This window comes from Halalkalibacterium halodurans, assembly GCF_005671335.1.
Lineage (GTDB): Bacteria > Bacillota > Bacilli > Bacillales > Bacillaceae_D > Halalkalibacterium > Halalkalibacterium halodurans.
The window spans coordinates 4,175,660-4,192,996 of record NZ_CP040441.1; the positions used below are offsets into that span (position 1 = coordinate 4,175,660).

At 40.5% G+C, this 17,337-nt stretch carries 14 protein-coding genes and 1 pseudogene; 7 read left to right on the top strand and 8 right to left on the bottom strand.

From position 1 onward, the window contains the following. Positions 1–2 precede the first annotated feature (2 nt). Positions 3–845, bottom strand: a complete 843-nt coding sequence (locus tag FED51_RS20280) for a protein-glutamine gamma-glutamyltransferase (RefSeq protein ID WP_041821017.1) — start codon at positions 843–845, stop codon at positions 3–5. 312 nt (positions 846–1,157) lie between these two features. Between FED51_RS20280 and cydD the strand changes: the two genes are divergently transcribed. Beyond that, a complete protein-coding gene (cydD, locus tag FED51_RS20285) occupies positions 1,158–2,840 on the top strand; it encodes a thiol reductant ABC exporter subunit CydD (protein WP_276403786.1) in 1,683 nt (560 codons plus the stop codon). After that, positions 2,837–4,564 (top strand): thiol reductant ABC exporter subunit CydC, encoded by a 1,728-nt coding sequence (cydC, locus tag FED51_RS20290; RefSeq protein WP_053430090.1) that lies wholly within the window; start codon positions 2,837–2,839, stop codon positions 4,562–4,564. Before cydD ends, cydC begins: the two co-directional genes overlap by 4 nt. A 28-nt stretch (positions 4,565–4,592) precedes the next feature. Here cydC and cydS read toward each other — a convergent pair whose 3' ends face one another. The 3 genes from cydS to FED51_RS20300 are packed head-to-tail and all read right to left on the bottom strand — an operon-like array spanning position 4,593 to position 7,052. After that, positions 4,593–4,694 (bottom strand): cytochrome bd oxidase small subunit CydS family protein, encoded by a 102-nt coding sequence (cydS, locus tag FED51_RS21795; RefSeq protein ID WP_010900097.1) that lies wholly within the window; start codon positions 4,692–4,694, stop codon positions 4,593–4,595. A 4-nt stretch (positions 4,695–4,698) separates the two neighbouring features. Beyond that, entirely contained in the window at positions 4,699–5,715 is a 1,017-nt protein-coding gene (locus tag FED51_RS20295) for a cytochrome d ubiquinol oxidase subunit II (protein WP_010900098.1), read from the bottom strand. Next, positions 5,706–7,052: a cytochrome ubiquinol oxidase subunit I gene (locus FED51_RS20300; RefSeq protein WP_138090994.1), complete on the bottom strand. Its 1,347-nt coding sequence runs from the start codon at positions 7,050–7,052 to the stop codon at positions 5,706–5,708. Before FED51_RS20300 ends, FED51_RS20295 begins: the two co-directional genes overlap by 10 nt. 684 nt (positions 7,053–7,736) lie before the next feature. On the opposite strand from FED51_RS20300, the gene FED51_RS20305 reads away from it, so the two are divergent. From FED51_RS20305 to rlmH, 3 genes are all read left to right on the top strand, one after another. Next, positions 7,737–9,098 carry an IS4 family transposase gene (locus tag FED51_RS20305; RefSeq protein WP_053432296.1) on the top strand — a complete coding sequence of 454 codons (1,362 nt, stop codon included), beginning with the start codon at positions 7,737–7,739 and terminating at the stop codon, positions 9,096–9,098. A 418-nt stretch (positions 9,099–9,516) separates the two neighbouring features. Then, positions 9,517–9,675, top strand: a complete 159-nt coding sequence (locus FED51_RS20310) for a CxxH/CxxC protein (RefSeq protein WP_083445671.1) — start codon at positions 9,517–9,519, stop codon at positions 9,673–9,675. Between the two features lie 67 nt (positions 9,676–9,742). Then, positions 9,743–10,222 (top strand): 23S rRNA (pseudouridine(1915)-N(3))-methyltransferase RlmH, encoded by a 480-nt coding sequence (rlmH, locus tag FED51_RS20315; RefSeq protein WP_053432383.1) that lies wholly within the window; start codon positions 9,743–9,745, stop codon positions 10,220–10,222. A gap of 648 nt (positions 10,223–10,870) precedes the next feature. On the opposite strand, the pseudogene FED51_RS21475 reads toward rlmH, so the two are convergent. The 3 genes and pseudogenes from FED51_RS21475 to FED51_RS21250 form a co-directional block, all read right to left on the bottom strand. Then, positions 10,871–11,875, bottom strand: a pseudogene (locus tag FED51_RS21475) (recombinase family protein); the annotation flags it as partial. 70 nt (positions 11,876–11,945) lie between these two features. Then, complete coding sequence (locus FED51_RS20325) at positions 11,946–13,418, bottom strand: recombinase family protein (protein WP_138090997.1); 1,473 nt, start codon at positions 13,416–13,418, stop codon at positions 11,946–11,948. A gap of 7 nt (positions 13,419–13,425) precedes the next feature. Then, positions 13,426–13,599: a hypothetical protein gene (locus FED51_RS21250; RefSeq protein ID WP_175414343.1), complete on the bottom strand. Its 174-nt coding sequence runs from the start codon at positions 13,597–13,599 to the stop codon at positions 13,426–13,428. Between the two features lie 468 nt (positions 13,600–14,067). Here FED51_RS21250 and FED51_RS20330 point away from each other — a divergent pair, with 468 nt between their 5' ends. Next, positions 14,068–14,493 (top strand): helix-turn-helix domain-containing protein, encoded by a 426-nt coding sequence (locus FED51_RS20330; RefSeq protein WP_138091000.1) that lies wholly within the window; start codon positions 14,068–14,070, stop codon positions 14,491–14,493. A gap of 243 nt (positions 14,494–14,736) precedes the next feature. Here the strand turns inward: FED51_RS20330 and FED51_RS20335 are convergent. Beyond that, positions 14,737–15,848 (bottom strand): IS3-like element IS655 family transposase gene (locus tag FED51_RS20335; RefSeq protein WP_134228893.1). Its coding sequence is split into 2 segments (ribosomal slippage): positions 14,737–15,599 and positions 15,599–15,848, totalling 1,113 coding nucleotides; the frame shifts between segments, so codons are not numbered across the junction. On the opposite strand from FED51_RS20335, the gene FED51_RS20340 reads away from it, so the two are divergent. Next, positions 15,847–17,274, top strand: coding sequence for an IS1182-like element IS662 family transposase (locus tag FED51_RS20340; protein WP_233443864.1), 1,428 nt, complete (start codon positions 15,847–15,849; stop codon positions 17,272–17,274). The genes FED51_RS20335 and FED51_RS20340 overlap by 2 nt on opposite strands. Positions 17,275–17,337: the final 63 nt, after the last annotated feature.

The following is a 17,337-nucleotide window of genomic DNA, read 5'->3' on the forward strand; positions in this document are numbered from 1 at the left end:
AATTAGCCGTTGAGGGATAACAAATAATACTGATAATCCATGCTGGAGATGGAACAAAGATTATGATGTATGACCGCTTTTGAATAATGATAGGTCGTGCGATCACTTTGTAGCGTTAAAAGATTTCGAATCGTTAGAGGAGAAATTCTTGTGATTAAATTGGCTAAATATGCGGGTTGCATACTCCCCGGAAATCGATACGAATTTAACGATTGTATCATCTGCTCCGCCGTCATGATACCAAATCCGTGGCCAAAAAACGTTCCATCGCTCAACACAACGGCGTTTTCCCCGCGAAACCATGGTGTGTCTGGATGAAAATCTGGGTTATTAAAATACACAACATCCCCAGGCAAAAAACGATCTGCATGGAAAGTGTGCAACTCTAATCCAGGATGGGTATGCCAGCTGTATAAATAGAGGTGTTGGAAAATAGAATCAAAACGAAGTTGGCCAATGCTTTTTAAAATCGCCTGATAATAGATAATGATAATGGCAGTCGCGCATTCAAATCCATAAAGGGTGCCGTTCCGATAAATGTCTAGAATGGCATCAGAAGGGCGCACATCGGACCTTACCAAAAATCCTCCAGTACTTGTCAACGTCCAATATTCAGGGTTACAACTCGCATGTTCAAAGATGGTAAACGTCACCTGACTCGCATTCATCTCTTTCGCGCTTTCCATAATGTTGATTCTTACGTTCAATTCGAACCGAAGTTCATTCATGGAAGAATAAGAAAACCATTCAGAAGAATCAAGCATTTGTTGAAGGATGGCTCTTTCTACCCTTCCGAAGTCCGTCGTGCTTTCTAAAGAGAACGGCCTTCCAGCTACCTGTATCATGTCATTCCCCATTTCATTTATTCTTTAGAGTTTTATCTAAATTTATATGAGCAATAGGGCAAATTCTTGCTACGGGGTTTTTCTTTCGTATCCTTGATCGGACAGCCTTTCTCTGATTGTTTCATTTAGAAGCACCATGCTCAAAGCGATTATGACAATCACGTTATCAAATTGTGTCTGAATACGGAAAGATGGTCCAACGCCCTTTCTTGCGTTTGTAAAACCATCAATCGAACCTTTAAAATGAAAGAAAGACCACCATGAGGAGGGCTTCCTATTAAAGAGATCCTCGCCCCATATCGCTCAAATCTTTTGGCCATGATGTTGCTCACCTTCTTGACTGGTGCAGCGATTATTATACAAGCGTACTTGATCGTCTCCATTATCGATCAGCTGTTTTTGCAATCGGCTATGTTTCAAGACGTGGTTCCATTGTTAATCGGGTTAATCGCCGCGTTATTCGCGCGAACCTTTAGCCGGCTAATCATCGATCGTATCGGAAATCGTATTGCAACAGATGCAAAAATTCATATGCGCGCTAAGCTATTGCGTCATTTCACCAAAAAATCACTCACGTCTTCGTCAAAAACACGTACCGGAGAAACAACGAGCTACTTTCTCGATACCGTTGATGAAACCGGGCCGTATTTTAATCAATACGTACCACAGATGATTCAATCGCTTATCATTCCCATCCTCCTTCTAATTGTGATTTTTTGGGAGCATTGGGCTTCTGGCGTCATCATTCTCGTGACTGCGCCGTTTCTTTTCGTTTATATGATCATTATCGGGATGCGTACGGGAGACAAATCGAAAGAACAGATGGAGAAAATGGCCGACTTTTCTGGCATCTTTTTAGATACGCTGCAAGGATTAAATACGATCAAATTTTTCGGTCAGACAAGGCAGCAACGCTCACGAATAAAGGAAAAAAGCCTTGAATTTCGTGAGGCGACGATGAACGTCTTGAAAATCGCCTTTAGTAACTCTTTGGCGTTGGAATTCATTTCGATGCTTAGCATTGGAATCATTGCGCTCGAAGTGGCCATCCGTATGATAATCGTGCAGGACACTATATTTGCTTCAGGCTTCTTAATGCTCGTCTTAGCACCGGAACTGTATACAAAGTTAAAAGAGCTCGGCTCCGCCTTTCACTCAGGGAAAGCAAGCAAAGGCGCCCTTGAGAAGGTGAACGCTCTTCTCAAAGAGCCGGTCGAAGACATTCCGTGGGGCCATACCGTCCTCTCCGAGCAAGAACCGCCTTTGCTTCAAATGAAAAACGTTCATTTTCAATATGGTGAAGGCTTTGCCTTAGCATCTATTGACTTTATCGCTCGACCTTACGAAAAAATCGCGATCATCGGGGCCACCGGTTCAGGGAAATCAACTTTGCTTCATTTGCTTGCCGGTCTGAACGCGCCAGACTCTGGTGAATACGATCTAAACGGCCACCCACGCGTTACTGTCGACAAGGCGTCATGGTTCAAGCAAATGAGCCTCATTTCTCAAGATGGCTATCTCTTTGCCGGTACGATCGGTGACAATATTGTCCTCGGTACCGATAAACCGAGAAACGAGGAAAGCATCATTCAAGCGGCAAAAGAAGCTGGTGTGTATGAATGGATTCAAGGATTACCTGAAGGACTGGATACAGTGATCGGCGAAGGTGGACGAGGATTGTCCGGTGGTGAGCGCCAACGGGTGCTTATGGCACGGGCATTTTACAAAAAGCCAAACGTCGTTCTATTTGATGAACCGACGGCCGGACTGGATCTAGAAACCGAGACCATTCTTCAAACATCACTTGAAAAACTCAACCAACAGTCAACCGTAATCATCGTCGCCCACCGCCTGTATACGATTCGCAAAGCCGATGTCATTGTTTTACTCGAGAACGGGCGCGTGCGAGCTACCGGCAACCACGAAACGCTTTGGGAGAACGATTCACTTTATCGACAAATGATTACGACACAGCAAGGAGGGAGACGGGCATGAAGGTTTTAATGCCGTATGTAAAGATGATGTTCGTAGAGAAAAAAGACATCTTTCTTTCGATTTTTGCAGGGTTTATGGCAGGCATTACCGCCGTCGGGTTGTTTTCTGCGAGCGGGTATTTAATCTCACAGGCCGCACTCACTCCCCCGATTGCCACACTCATGGTCATCGTCGCTATCGTGAAACTGCTCGGGATTACTTCTGCCATCAGTCGTTACGGCGAACGGTACTTCTCCCACCGAGCGACATTTACGCTCCTAAGCAACATTCGCTTACGAGTGTATGAAAAGCTTGAGCCCGTCGCCTCAAAGATCTTACACCATTATCGGAGCGGTGACTTGCTTTCTCGTATTGTTGGGGATGTGGATTCCTTACAAAACCTATTGCTTCGAGTCGTCTATCCACCGGTCGTGATGGTTTCCGTTTTTCTTGCGACTATTGCGTTTACGTCGATCTTCTCAGTCGGTACCGCTGTTCTATTGTTTATCGGTCTTTTGGCAACGCTCCTCATCATTCCGACCGCTTTCTATGTCGGTCACCGCGCGATGAATCACCACATCCGTGAAACGAGAGGAAACCTGTCATCTACCTTTACGGAATATGTGTACGGCTTTCGAGAATTAACGATTCACCAAGCGACGGACGAACGTCAAGAACAGGTGCTCGCAGACATTCGGACGTATGAAAAGCAAAAGCAACAATCTCAAGCGATTCATATGTGGAGCGATGCAACCGTTCATTTCTTCTCGCTTTTCGTCTCCGTTGCCGTTCTTGCGTACGCTGGCCTTCAAGTGGTAGACGGCAACCTAGCAGGCATTTTACTCGCCATGCTTCTCATGATCTCGCTCACCGTCTTTGAACAAGTCACGCCGATGGCATTACTCCCGTATCATTTGCAAGAAAGTGCCCATTCGGCCAAACGCCTCGAAGCTATAACGGCAGAGCCGATGGAACAACCAGAGCATGTGGACTACAACGGTCAAACCGCTCCCGACCTTTCGTTGCAACGTGTCACCTTTACGTTTGATGGAGAGCAACGCCCTGCGCTTCAAGACGTGTCATTTTACGTGAAGCCAGGCAGTAAAACCGCGATCATCGGGGCGAGTGGCTCTGGCAAATCGACGATCGCCCACTTGATCTTGAAGTCGTTCCCGTACAGCAAAGGCTCGATTACAGTGAACGGCACCGAACTCAAACACATCGATGAAAAAAAGTGGTGGAAAACGATAAACATGTCCCTACAATCCAACCATTTTTTCGTCGGGACACTTGAAGAAAACCTTCGCACCGCAAATGAGAACGCGAGTGTAGAGGAAATGGCGCGCGCCCTACAGCAAGTTGAACTGTCCCACCTCCAGTTAGGTGATCGTGTAGACGAGAAAGGCGCCAACTTATCGGGTGGTGAAAAGCAACGTCTCGCCATAGCAAGATTACTTCTTCGCCGTCATGCCACCCTTTGGATTCTCGATGAGCCGACCTCTTCTCTCGATGCATTGACTGAAGAGCGCATGCTACAATTACTATTCAACCAAGCAAAGGACGCCACAGTGCTCTTCATCAGTCACCGCTTAACCGGACTGGAAGACATGGATCAGATTCTCGTGGTCGATCAAGGAAAAATCATCGAAACCGGAACGTATGAACAACTTATGGAGCAGAACGGATATTTTAGAAGAATGAAAGAGCTCGAGCGTGAGTTATTTGCAATCGAAAAAAGCACCTAGCAGAGAAAATCCTGCTGGGTGCTTCTGTTTACTCGGTTTTATCTTTACTCGCAACATAAAACGCCATCACAATGGCTCCGACAATGACAATAAACGGGGCGACAAAAATCAGAAAATCATCAAATGACATCTGCTCACTCCCTTTTTCCTTTTACGTATTTTTTATCAAATAAGAAGAGACGAAGGAGCAAATAGAGGGACGGCAACAAAAGAAGCATCCCAAGAATGAATACGACAATGAGTGAGATGGCCATCGCCTCGTTCGTAAACCCGTCATAAATCGTCAAGTGCGGGTATAGCAAGTACGGATAATGGGAAATGCCGTAACCAAAAAAGGCGAACATAAATTGAAAAATCATTAGCCAAACCGCTGCACCGAAATGTCGCTTCAACCAAATCAGCCTAAGCGTGAGCGCCCAAAGCACAAAAGATATAGCAAACATCCACCATAGCTGCATGATGCTCTCAAAATGATCGATGTTATGGTTACGAAGCTCAAAAATAATGCCACCAGCCGCCACAATGAGGGGCACAGACCAGATGATCGCATATTTTCGCATGAGTGCCGTTGCTTTCATGTCACCAGTCTTATGAGCATACCAAGTGAGAAAGACGGATGAAATGTAAAGGACGGCCACAAGGCTTAAGACGACGATCGACCATGTGAGTGGACTCGTCAACAATGCCGTGTAGTCAAGAACTGGGACCCCATTTTCAAAGGAAACAAAGCCGCCCTCTGAAATCGTTAAAACGACGGAGAGCGAGGCAGGAATAAAGATGCCCGTTGCTCCATACATGAACGCGTACCCTTTATGACCTTTTGCGCCATAAGACTCGAACGCATAGTAAGAGCCTCGTAACGCAAGCAAAATGATCGAGACACTTGCCGGAATGAGTAAAATTGATCCGAAGTAAAAGGCACTATCTGGGAAGAAGCCGATGATCCCGACTACAAAAAACACGAAAAAGACATTCGTCACTTCCCAGACCGGTGAAAGATACCGTTGAATCACTTTACTTAAAATGTGCTGCTTATTTGTAAGAATGCTATGGGCGTTAAACACACCCGCTCCATAGTCGATCGACCCGACAATCACATAGAGAAAGAGAAAAAGCCATAACACTGTAATGCCAATTAATTCTAAGCCCATCGCTCATCCCCTCCCGAATAATACGCAAGATCTTCCTCGATCGATCGCTTCCGGAACATGCGCCGGAGCACTACGATTGTCCCGATACCGAGAATGAGATAGAGAAGGACAAAGCCGATAAACACAACATCTACGTACGCAGCCGTCGTCGCCGCTTCATCAACCGTCATGATGCCACGTAAAATCCAAGGCTGGCGTCCGACCTCGGCCATCCACCACCCGGCTTGAATCGCAAGAAAGGACAAGGGTGCCCCCATCACAATCAGCCATCTATACCCGTTTTTATCCACGAACGACCAGTTTCTCCATCTTGCCACTAAAAAGACAAACGACAACGCTAGCATGAACATTCCGATCGTAATCATCATGTCAAAGAAATAATGAATGATGAGCGGCGGCTGATACTCCTCGGGAAACTCGTTAAGCCCAATCACTTCTGCGTTTGGGTCACTATGGGCCAAAATACTTAACGCATAAGGAATCTCAATCCCGTACTTCACTTCATGGTCCTCACCGAGAATCCCCCAAAGGATGAGCGGGGCCCGTTCTTCGGTTTCAAAGTGCCACTCCGCTGCTGCTAATTTTTCCGGCTGATGTTCAGCCAAATACTTACCCGAGAAGTCCCCAATGATCGCCGAGGCAATCGCAAAGATAAAACCGATCTTCATGCTCACGTTAAGTGATTTTTTATAGTACGACGTCTCGCTCCCTTTCATTAGACGAAACGCGGCAATGGCTGCAAGCGTAAAGGCGACCGTCATATACGCTGTTGCCAAGACGTGCGTCACCTTCGTCGGCATCGACACCGTCAACATTGCCAGTAACGGATTCATGTTGGCTAGCTCGCCATTGACCAATTCAATACCACTTGGAGAATTCATAAAGGCGTTCACGACCGTAATGAAAAACGCTGACAAAGCCCCTCCAACCGCAACCGGAATCAGCAACAACAAATGTTTTTTCTGATTGTCAAAACGATCCCACGTATATAAATAAATTCCGAGGAAGATTGCTTCGAAAAAGAACGCGAAAACTTCCATAAAGAGCGGAAGCGCAATAATATGTCCTGCAAGCTGCATAAAATTCGGCCACAATAGAGCAAGCTGCAGCCCGATCGCCGTACCGGTCACAACCCCGACGGCCACGGTCACAACAAAGCCTTTGGCCAGTCTCCGCGCCATCAGAATGTAGTGTAGATCATTTTTCTTAATTCCAAGCCAATGAAAAATAATAATCATGAATGGCAATCCTACACCGATCGTTGCATAAAAAATGTGAAAGGAAAGCGTAAGAATGGTTAATAATCGACTCATTAAGACAGGATCGTCAAAAAACATACCTTTCCCCCCTACTTTATTTCTCAACGCAAAAACTTTGCTCATATCTTCACAATGTTCCTTATGTCATTATACCGATTGTCACAATAAAGTGTATCGAGCGTATGTTAAATTTTCATGAAGTCTAGGGAACTTTCATTTTTATGACACATTTCGTCCAAGGATTGTCAGGAGGTTGAACGTGTCCTAAATTCGAGCCTACAGAAAATCCATTCAGCGTATCATTTCTATTACATTAGAAGTTCATAAAATGGATCACATACTTTCTTTGTTATCTTAGAATCAGCGTCATGCTATTTTTAATCCTCTACTTTCTTGTTACAAAGGAAATTTAGTGCTGATACCAAAAGAGAAGGGTTTATCCAAGGAAGGATCGGCGCTTTTTTTGTTGAAGATATAGTACTACAAGGCAGCTTTCACTAAGTTAAAATAAGTTAATGTCAGTTAAGGTTTACAACAGGTCTGGAGTTTCTTCTTAGTAAGAAAGAGTGGGAGACAGCAATTGTTTAATTAGTAACTCAAACTTCGCACCTAAATAATTAGGTACAGCCATTGGTTTTGTTTGGTTCTTTTATCTTTAAATACGATCCTTGACACGATGCTTAATCAATACAAAAAACACCTCATTCTTGGTATAGTGAGATTGTCTAGAAATCACTACCACACAGAAGAGGTGTCTCCTATATGATAGAGCAAAATAACCAAAACAATCAACTATCAAAAGAATTAAAATCCGTATTTAGCGAATTAGAAATTTTTAAGCATCTTAGAAAAGCTAGAATAACAAAGAAGTTTGGCTTCACAGCTTCCTATTTGTTTCAACTAATTTTCTGCTTAATCTTTCATCATAAGAGTTGGTATACCCTATTAAAATCAAAGAAGGGTGACAGTTATCCAGCTAAGGACGCCGTTTATCGCTTTATGAATCATTCTAAGTTTGCTTGGCGCCGTTTTCTAACGTTTTTAAGTGCTCATGCGGTTCAAAAAGTCGATGGGCTTACAGATGAAAAACGTCCAAAAGCATTAATTATCGACGATTCTATGTTTGATCGCAACCGTAGTAAAAAGGTTGAGCTTCTTGCTCGTTGTATGGACCATTCTTCATTGAAGAAGCGTTTCTATAAAGGGTTTCGTATGCTTACGCTTGGTTGGTCTGATGGGTTTACCTTTATGCCCTTAGACTTTACTTTGTTAAGCTCAAAAAACGCCCAAATTAACGGAATATCCGAGAACATTGATAAACGCAGTTCTGGATATAAACGGCGAATAGAAGCATTAGAATCAGCTCCTTCCATCATTCCAAGCATGGTTAAGAGAGCACTGGATGCAGGTATTTCAGCAAACTATGTGTTAATGGATACATGGTTTACTCAGCAGCCCCTCATCAAATCCATCGTTGACATCGGTCTTGATGTCATTGGAATGGTCAAGGCAACCAATCAACGCTATTTGGTGAACAATCAAAAGCTATCTTTGAAAGAATTGTACAGGGTTGCCACACCTGTCTCAAAACAGAAAGGCATTTTGCGATCCATTCATACAACGATGGCAAATGGCATTCCAGTGAAAGTAGTATTTGTACAAAATCGTAATAAAAAGAGCGAATGGCTGGCCATTCTCAGCACCGATTGTACGCTGTCTGAACAAGAAATCGTACGTATTTATGGAATGCGTTGGGATATCGAGGTCTTCTTTAAGACGACTAAATCGCTATTAAAGCTTCAAAAAGAATTTCAAGGAATGTCCTATGATCTACTTGTCAGTCATACAACGATGGTGTTTTCACGGTATATTGTCTTGTCCTGGCAAAATCGTTGTAACACAGATCAACGTACAATAGGTGGACTCTTCTATGAACTTTGCGATGAAGTAAACGATCTTGATTGGGCTGTCGCATTACAGCAATTAATCGAGCTTCTTGAAGATACCCTAACAAAGTCAAATAAAATGATTCAAAAATTAATCAAAAGTCAACTTCAGCAATGGATTGATGGTCTGCCTAACCATATCAAGGCTTATTTATCGATCTCAGTCTGCGAAGTTTGAGTTAATTATATGTATGCTCAAAAATTGTAAATTCATACTAATTAGTAGTCAAGAGATGATTAACATGGACGAGATTATTCAAGAATTAGCTCAGTCCAAAGCTATAATAGAAGCAGTAACCCACGCCTCATTCGAGTCACATTAGGAATAAAAGTATCTTTTAAACCAATAAAGTTCTAAGAGGTACTTCTTAATGTACCTTTTGGAGGGATTGGGCAAAAAATTCCTTCTTTATCTCTCCTTTTTGATCCATCGTGGATTGCCCTCAAACGTACCATGGTATAAAAAATCCACAGCCAAAATGTTAAAAAGAACGACATCCACACAACACGAGCATCCAGTCAAAAAACAAACTTATCCACAGCACGTTAACAGGGTATGCTATAATAAACACGTGACGAAAAGGAGCGGAGAAGACATGTACAACACTTGCCTTGAACACGTAGAACTCGCAATGGAAATCATCATCGACGAAAAAGAAACAGCCCCAATCATCAATCAATTAACAGAAGACGAGCAATTATTCACAACATGCGCCTTCTGTAAAAACAACGCCATTTATAGCATATCTGAATAACTTACACATCCACATGTTGATATGTGGATAACTCCTGTGGAAAACTGTGCAAAAGAGGTTATACACTGTGAATATTTCGATTATTTCAGTTGGAAAATTAAAAGAAAAATACTTAAAGCAAGGAATCGCCGAATACACGAAACGCCTCGGCGCCTACGCCAAGATCGAGCTCATCGAAGTCCCCGACGAAAAAGCCCCCGAGCAGCTCAGCAACACCGAAATGGAACACGTCAAACAAAAAGAAGGCGAGCGCATCCTCGCCAAACTCCACCCCGACACCCATGTGATTGCCCTAGCCATCGAAGGAAGCATGAAAAGTTCAGAAGAATTAGCCGATACAATGGATAGACTCGCCACTTATGGAAAGAGCAAGGTAGCCTTCGTCATCGGCGGCTCCCTCGGCCTCAGCGACGCCGTCCTCAAGCGAGCGGACGAAAAGCTCTCCTTTTCGAAGATGACCTTCCCTCATCAGCTCATGCGGTTGATCTTGTTGGAGCAGGTGTATCGGGCGTTTCGGATTAATAGGGGGGAACCGTACCACAAATAGAGGCAAAAAAAGTTGAAGATAAGGTGGTACTTTGTTATCGGAAGCGGGTAATGTTTGTGAATAATCATTATTCGTTTTATAGTTCAACATGTGGATAAGTGTAAATGTCTTCGTTTGATTGTAAACAGAAAAGTCAAATTCAATTTTAATCGTATCTATAGTACGTGATCGACTATCTGTACGTTGCTTAATTTGAATTTCTGCTAATAGTAGCTGAAGCAGTTGCTTTTTCTTTTCTCTTGTTGAACTTTTATAGCAATCAAGAAATTGTTCTAATAAGATTCGCACCAATTCAGGTTGGATCACTTTAGAATCCGATGAATTTAGTTTTGTGCTAAGTTCATTTTTCTTTTGCTCTAATTTTGCTTTATCATTTGCAACCTTTTGTAGTCGTTCTTGTAGGATAGTGGCAGGAAATAGATTTTGTTCAAATGCTTCTAAATATTTTTCTTGCAACTTATTTGTTTCATTTAGCTCATATTCAACCTTGTCTAATTCTGTTCTTAGATTATTTAATGATTCAATCGAATAAGAGTTTATCTTTTGGATTGCTTGAATGAAGCCATCATGATTATTGATAAAACCTTCTATCCGTTTTATAACAGTATCCTCAGCATCAAAAGCTTTGATCGAGTTGGCTTTACAAGCTGATGATCCTTTGTTATGAAAATTAGAGCAAACGTAGTAACGGTGCTTTACTTTTGTACCGTTTTTACGTGTAGATGTTGTAATCGAAGGAACCATTCCTTGACCGCAAGAAGGGCATCTAAGGATACTACTTAATAAGAAAGGCTCATGTGATTGTCGTTGTTTAAATGATCGGCTTTTTCTTCTGTTTTGAACAATATTCCATAGTTCCTCTGAAATAATAGCTTCATGATTGCCATCGGTAAGAATGTAGTTTGGATTCTTGCCTTTTCTACGCTTTTTATCCCAATTTTCAACCTGAAGCCAACGGATTTTCCCCCTATACAGGGGATTATCTAAGATGGTTGCAATACCATTGATAGAGAAATGCTTACCACGTTTAGTTCTATATCCAGCCTTGTTTAAATAGTTTGTTACTGCTTTTAATCCCTTACCTTCAGCATAGAGCTTGAAAATTAGCTGGACTACATTCGCCTCATCTTCATTAACAATCAGTTCTTTGTCGTTAGAGTCATAACCGTATACAATTCCACCGTTCCAGCTACCTTCTAATGCCCTTTGCTTCATACCCAATTTGACATTTTCCGATAGTGTGTTTCTTTCCATTTCAGCGATAGAAGCCATCAATTGTACAACGAGTCTACCGATGGGGGTGCTGGTGTCAAAATTCTCAGAGTACGAGACAAACTTGATATTATGATTTTCAAATTTATCTAATAGTACAAGAGTGTCCAACATGTTGCGTGATAGGCGAGAAATTTTCCAAACGAGAACGATGTCAAACAATTCTTTCTCTGCATCAGCAATTAGTCGTTGCAACGCAGGTCTGCCTTGAATATTTTTCCCACTCAGTCCTTCATCAACATATTCGTTTACAATCTCATATTCATATAAGCTTGCATATTGTCTTAGTGTACGTAGCTGTGCTGTAATACTATAACCTTCTGTTGCTTGTTCTTCTGTACTCACTCTGACATAAATTGCTACACGTAATACTTCTTTCATTTAAAATTCCTCCTTTCAACTCATTATTTTACAATGCAAACAAAAAAAGAGAAAGGGTGTTCCCGTTCTCTTAGATTACTTGGCTTAAATATTCTAAATCGAAAGCATAAATGATTTCTTTAATAGTTCTATCTTTCGTCTTCTCTCCAGGGTTAACATGAATTTCCTTTATAAGCGAGCGTAGTATTTTCTTTTTATCTTCGTCCTCAATTAGGTCAAAAAAGGTTTTAAAATCTTGAAATGAATTTTTAATGATACTTGAAAGGTGAGTTTTGTCTCTAAGTCGGATTTGTTGCTGTAAATTATCAATGTGTTTAAGAGTTAAATTTTCCTGGATTTGAATATCGTGCATTTCTTCTTTTAATATAACTTCGGTAATTATATCTTTCAGTTTCCAACTGATAAGCTCTTTTCTTTTCTCCTTTAACTGACGTAACTCTAATTGATATGCTTTTATTTTTTCTTCAAGCGGTTCAATTTCACTCATAGCAAAAGAATGAAGCATTTTGAGTAAAGGTTCTACAATGTTGATTGATTTAAGAGAGTAAAACACTTGCTCGTAAACATAATGTTCAGCATACTCTTTTTTAACGAGATTAGATGAACAAGCCTTTTTACCGCTGTTTTTATTTTTAGAGCATTGGTAATATTTATACTTTGGACTACTGTTACCTTGTACCATAGGTGCTCCACATTCAGGACATTTAATTAGTCCAGATAGCGGATAATTACCAGGATGAACTTTTTCTTGAATGTGGCTATTCACCTTTAACATCTTTTGTGTTTGTTCCCATAACTCCATATCGATAATGGCTGAATGTTTGCCTTTGCGATATTCGTTTCTCCATTTAATATCACCAATGTAAATTCGATTTGTTAATATCGTTTTTACAGCAGTAATAGACCAATGTTTATTATTTTTCGTAGTTTTACCTAAAACGTTTAAGTGTGAAGCGATTTTTCTATATCCCCATTGGTCTATGGCATACTTTTTAAAGATAAATTTTACAACTTTTGCTTCTTCTGGAACGACTTTAAGTTCCTTATTTTTAGTGGTGTATCCAAATACTTTTCCACCATTATGCTTACCTTCTGTTGCTCTTCTTTCCATCCCAGATGTTGTCCTTAATTTAATCATATCTCTTTCTAATTCAGACACTAATGACATGATTTGATATAGAAGTTTTGCTTTCGGATCCCTTGTATCAATGTTGTCTGCCAAACATATGAGGTGCTTTTTAGCTTGTGTTAACCGTTTGAAAATATAAAGCGATTCTAAATTGTCACGAGAAATACGATCAGCCTTGAATACGATAACATAGTCAATATTACTTTCTTTATCAAGGACATCCGCATACATTTGTTTAAAAACTGAACGATAACGAATATTTTCAGCAGATTTTGCTCCTTCGTTATAGATTTGAACAAGTGTTAATCCCTCTCTCTCACAATATTTTTCAATTTCCTCTATTTGTTTCTCTATGGACGTATTATCCAACTGTTTATCTGTGCTAACTCGAACATATCCAACTGCTTTTGGCATAAATCAATCACGCTCCTATTTTATTATTATCAAATTTTTCATAAATAGTAGGTTCATATTTAACAACCATGTCAGATAGTAGGTTAAGGAACTTTTTTGCATTGTACTTTTCAAGCTCTTTTCCAATTAGTAATTGCTCTTCGATTTCTTGATTAAAGTCATGAATAGGGGTTACTTTCATTGAGGATCTTCCTTTCGTAGAAAAATGGGGATTTGGTTAATGACGAGGAAAAAGTGTCACTAACCTAAGTAAAAGAACGAATGTAAGAATATGTGAAAAGAAGTCCATATGATTGATGAAGAGCAACAAAAAAAGACTGTTTTACTTAGACGAACAATTAGAAAATATAGGCAATCGGTCAAGAGGACATACTTCACCCCCTCGATACAGATGTACCTATTCTATTGTTCAAAAATCTAAGTAAAACAGTCTAACTTCTATCAAAAAATATGTGCTATATAAAAAATACAAGATTATAGTAAATAATTTTTTGCCTATTGTCAATATCTTTTATGAAGTATAAAACATGGTAGGCAAAAAATAAAAGTATAGCAGAAGTGTAGTTATAAACCGCTTTATCGAATCTAAAATAAAGAGAACGAAATAAACAGGATTCCTTAATGGAAATTGCAGAAAGGGTTGAGGGATATGAAGGAAAGAAAATTGAATAGTTTTGGGGCAAAGCTAAAAAAATTACGATTAGAAAAGGGATATTCGTTGCAACAGTTAGCAAAATTATCAAATGTGAATGCCTCGTATATTCACCGCTTAGAGCAGGGAAATAGAAATAGACCAAGTTTCACGATCATAATGCAATTGGCAGAAGCTTTAAAAGTTGATGTGATTGAGTTAATAGGTAATGAATTAAAAAAGAATAAACAGAGTGTGACAATGGAAGAGTTGTTCTATTCAAATGAAATTATATACAAAGGTAAGACGTTAACATCGGATGCTAAGGAAGTTCTTCTTCTTATATTAGAGGAAATTTTGGATTCCGAATGGACAAGCCATACCATGCTTGAGGAATTAAAACAAGTTGGAGAGGCGATAACGGAGTTAAAAGAGGTTATATAATAATCTTAATATAGTTCATATAAGGTAAGGTAAAGGCTTCAATTATATTTGAAGTCTTTTTTATTTGAGTAAATTTCATAATTTGAACCCTTAGTCTCGTAAGGCTTTTAAGACACGAAAAAAGGAGTACCTCCCCAAAAGTCGAATTAGTAAGTTACCACACAAAACTAACGACTGGAGGAAGACTCCCTTATGACTATTATACGACAAGGATGGAATGTCAACACTAAATCGGACAATTATTTAAAGGTTCATTAACTTGTATTCAGTCGGTGTTAAGTAATCTAATGATCCATGAATTCGAATAGTATTGAACCAGTGAACGTAGTCAAAAAGTTCAAGGTCAAGTTCCTGTTGGCTAGAAAAAACCGCACCACGAACGAACTCTGTTTTGATCGTCTTAAATGTGGCTTCTGCGACGGCGTTATCATAGGGCGTTCCTTTCTCACTCAATGAACGCTCAATGCCAAAGGTTTCTAATGCCTGATCGATAAGTTTGTTCTTAAACTCACTTCCTCTGTCCGTGTGGAATAATTCGAGGCGCTGAAGATTGTATTTAACCGATGCAAAGGCACGTTGAACTAACTCAGCACTTTTATGAGGACCTGCGCTGTAGCCAATAATTTCACGATTATATAAATCTACTAATACACAAATATAATGCCATTTCTGTTGAACACGTACGTAGGTTAGATCACTGACAACGACTTTCAGTTCTTGCTCCTGATTAAACTCCCGGTTTAGTGTATTCCCAATTTCTGATTCATTACAGCTTGTTTTTGCTGGTTTAAACTGAGCTACTGTATATTTGGAAACCAGGCCCTGCTCCTTCATAATCCGCCCAATACGGCGTCTTGATACAGTCCAGCCTTTCTTTCTTAGCTCAATTTTAATCTTTCTTTGGCCGTAGTTATCACGGCTGTTCTTAAAAATATCAACGATCAGTTCCGACAACTCTTCATCCTGGTCGTCTCGAATTTTTGCTTCATAATAGTACGTACTTCGGGCCATTTGCAGGACATCGCACATTGCTGATACCGAGTATTTGTGGCGGTTGTTCCGAATCACATCTACTTTCGTCCCATGATCAGCGCGGCTTGCTTTAAAATATCATTCTCCATGGCAAGCTTTTGATTCTCTTTCCGCAGCCGAATCAACTCTTCCTGTTCGGGTGTACGGTTGTCTTTTTCTTCAAAGGATCCACTGTTCTGGTGCTGCCGAACCCACTTATCAAAGGCAGAAGGCGTCAGCTCGTATTCTTTGATAATTTCTGCACGGGGCTTGCCAGAAACATGAAGTTGAACGATTTGATCCTTAAATTCTTTTGTATAGCTTCTTCTCGGACGCTTGGTCATGTTTGATTCTCCTCAGAGTTTATTTGAATCAAGTGTATATGACCTTAACGAAACTGTCCAACTAAGTGTAACCTATTCAGGAAGCCTATTTGCCCTGCAAGATTTATATGAGTTAGAACCTACCCACCGTTTTGAAGCGGTATTTTCGACAATTGAGGTTGATCCGATTCTAGCTGTTGTATCGAAAAAAACCCTTTATGGTGCTCCTGTTCAGCTAAACTACGCAGCGATGATTTACTCACTTACAGCTAGAATTCTTGAACGAATTCCTACGATTAAAGATCTTATTAAACGTTTAAAGAATGACTACATGTTCCGTTTAGATTGTGGATTCCTTCTTTCTGATGCGATTCCATCTGAAGCATCTTATTCAAGAATGCTCACAAAATTAGAAGAATCAGATGTTTTAGAACGTGTTCAAGAAACGCAGATTCTTCAAGCCATCATTGAAGGATTTGTCATGGACGACACCATTGCCATCGATGCGACTCATATTGAAGCTCGTGATCAAGCGCCAGCGAAAGTAGAAAAAGCGAAACCAGAACCCAAAAAACGTGGGCGTAAATCAAAAGAAGAACAAGAGAAATGGGTTCAAGAACAGGCTGAACGCGAAGCAGCTCTGTCAGTTTTTGAGAAACCCATTGAAGCTCAGCTTGATACGCCTTTAAATGAATTACGATCGTCCGTTCCAACTGATCCTAAATGGGGCATTAAGAAAAATAGTGAAGGAAAGAATGCTTATTGGTTTGGATATAAAGGACATTTAGCCGTTGGAACCAAAAGTCAGTACATTCTTCAATCTCTATTCTCATCTGGTAATCTAAATGATGGAAAAGCGGCAATCCCTTTATTAAAAGGCATTCATGAGCGTCTTTCTATCCTTCCGATCTCTTACAGTACACTGGATGCAGGTTACGATTATCCCGCTATTTATGAACAAATCTATCGGATCCGTGCCCAGTCCATTATTGCTTATAACAAGAAGAATGAATCAGAACCAGTAGGCTTTGATAAGTATTTTGCCCCTACCTGTGTTCGCGAACATTCATATCGGTATGATAGTTATGACCCAACTTACGAGACACTAAAGTATACACGTCCAAAAGAGTGTAAAGACTGTCCGCTAGCAGAAGATACGCTCTGTCAGAAAGTCTATAAAGTGAAAATCACGACGGATCTACGTCGCTATACAGCGCCAGCCCGTGGTTCAAAAGCTTGGAAAAATCTTTACAAGCAAAGAAGTGCAGTCGAACGCGTCATCGCTTATCTTAAAGAATTCTTCCAATTAAATAATGTTCGTTACCGTACAGGAAAACGAGCAAAAGTACATTTTGATTTGACACAATTAGTCTATAACGGTTCGAAACTCGCGTGTGATCGCATAGCTAAAGTACTCTCCGAAAAGGAGATGATTCAAGCAGCTTAAATCCATTTTTAAAATCAATAAAACGAAAATTGGATTCTTGTCTGATTCAAGAGATAGGCTTTA

What these genes read in the sequence shown, in the direction of transcription:
- FED51_RS20295 (WP_010900098.1), bottom strand. Translation starts at nt 5,715, where the DNA reads ATGGGCTTAGAATTAATTGGCATTACAGTGTTATGGCTTTTTCTCTTT.
- FED51_RS20300 (WP_138090994.1), bottom strand. Translation starts at nt 7,052, where the DNA reads ATGTTTTTTGACGATCCTGTCTTAATGAGTCGATTATTAACCATTCTT.
- FED51_RS20305 (WP_053432296.1), top strand. Translation starts at nt 7,737, where the DNA reads ATGATAGAGCAAAATAACCAAAACAATCAACTATCAAAAGAATTAAAA.
- cydS (WP_010900097.1), bottom strand. Translation starts at nt 4,694, where the DNA reads ATGTCATTTGATGATTTTCTGATTTTTGTCGCCCCGTTTATTGTCATT.
- FED51_RS20330 (WP_138091000.1), top strand. Translation starts at nt 14,068, where the DNA reads ATGAAGGAAAGAAAATTGAATAGTTTTGGGGCAAAGCTAAAAAAATTA.
- FED51_RS21250 (WP_175414343.1), bottom strand. Translation starts at nt 13,599, where the DNA reads ATGAAAGTAACCCCTATTCATGACTTTAATCAAGAAATCGAAGAGCAA.
- FED51_RS20325 (WP_138090997.1), bottom strand. Translation starts at nt 13,418, where the DNA reads ATGCCAAAAGCAGTTGGATATGTTCGAGTTAGCACAGATAAACAGTTG.
- FED51_RS20310 (WP_083445671.1), top strand. Translation starts at nt 9,517, where the DNA reads ATGTACAACACTTGCCTTGAACACGTAGAACTCGCAATGGAAATCATC.
- FED51_RS20340 (WP_233443864.1), top strand. Translation starts at nt 15,847, where the DNA reads ATGTTTGATTCTCCTCAGAGTTTATTTGAATCAAGTGTATATGACCTT.
- cydC (WP_053430090.1), top strand. Translation starts at nt 2,837, where the DNA reads ATGAAGGTTTTAATGCCGTATGTAAAGATGATGTTCGTAGAGAAAAAA.
- FED51_RS20280 (WP_041821017.1), bottom strand. Translation starts at nt 845, where the DNA reads ATGATACAGGTAGCTGGAAGGCCGTTCTCTTTAGAAAGCACGACGGAC.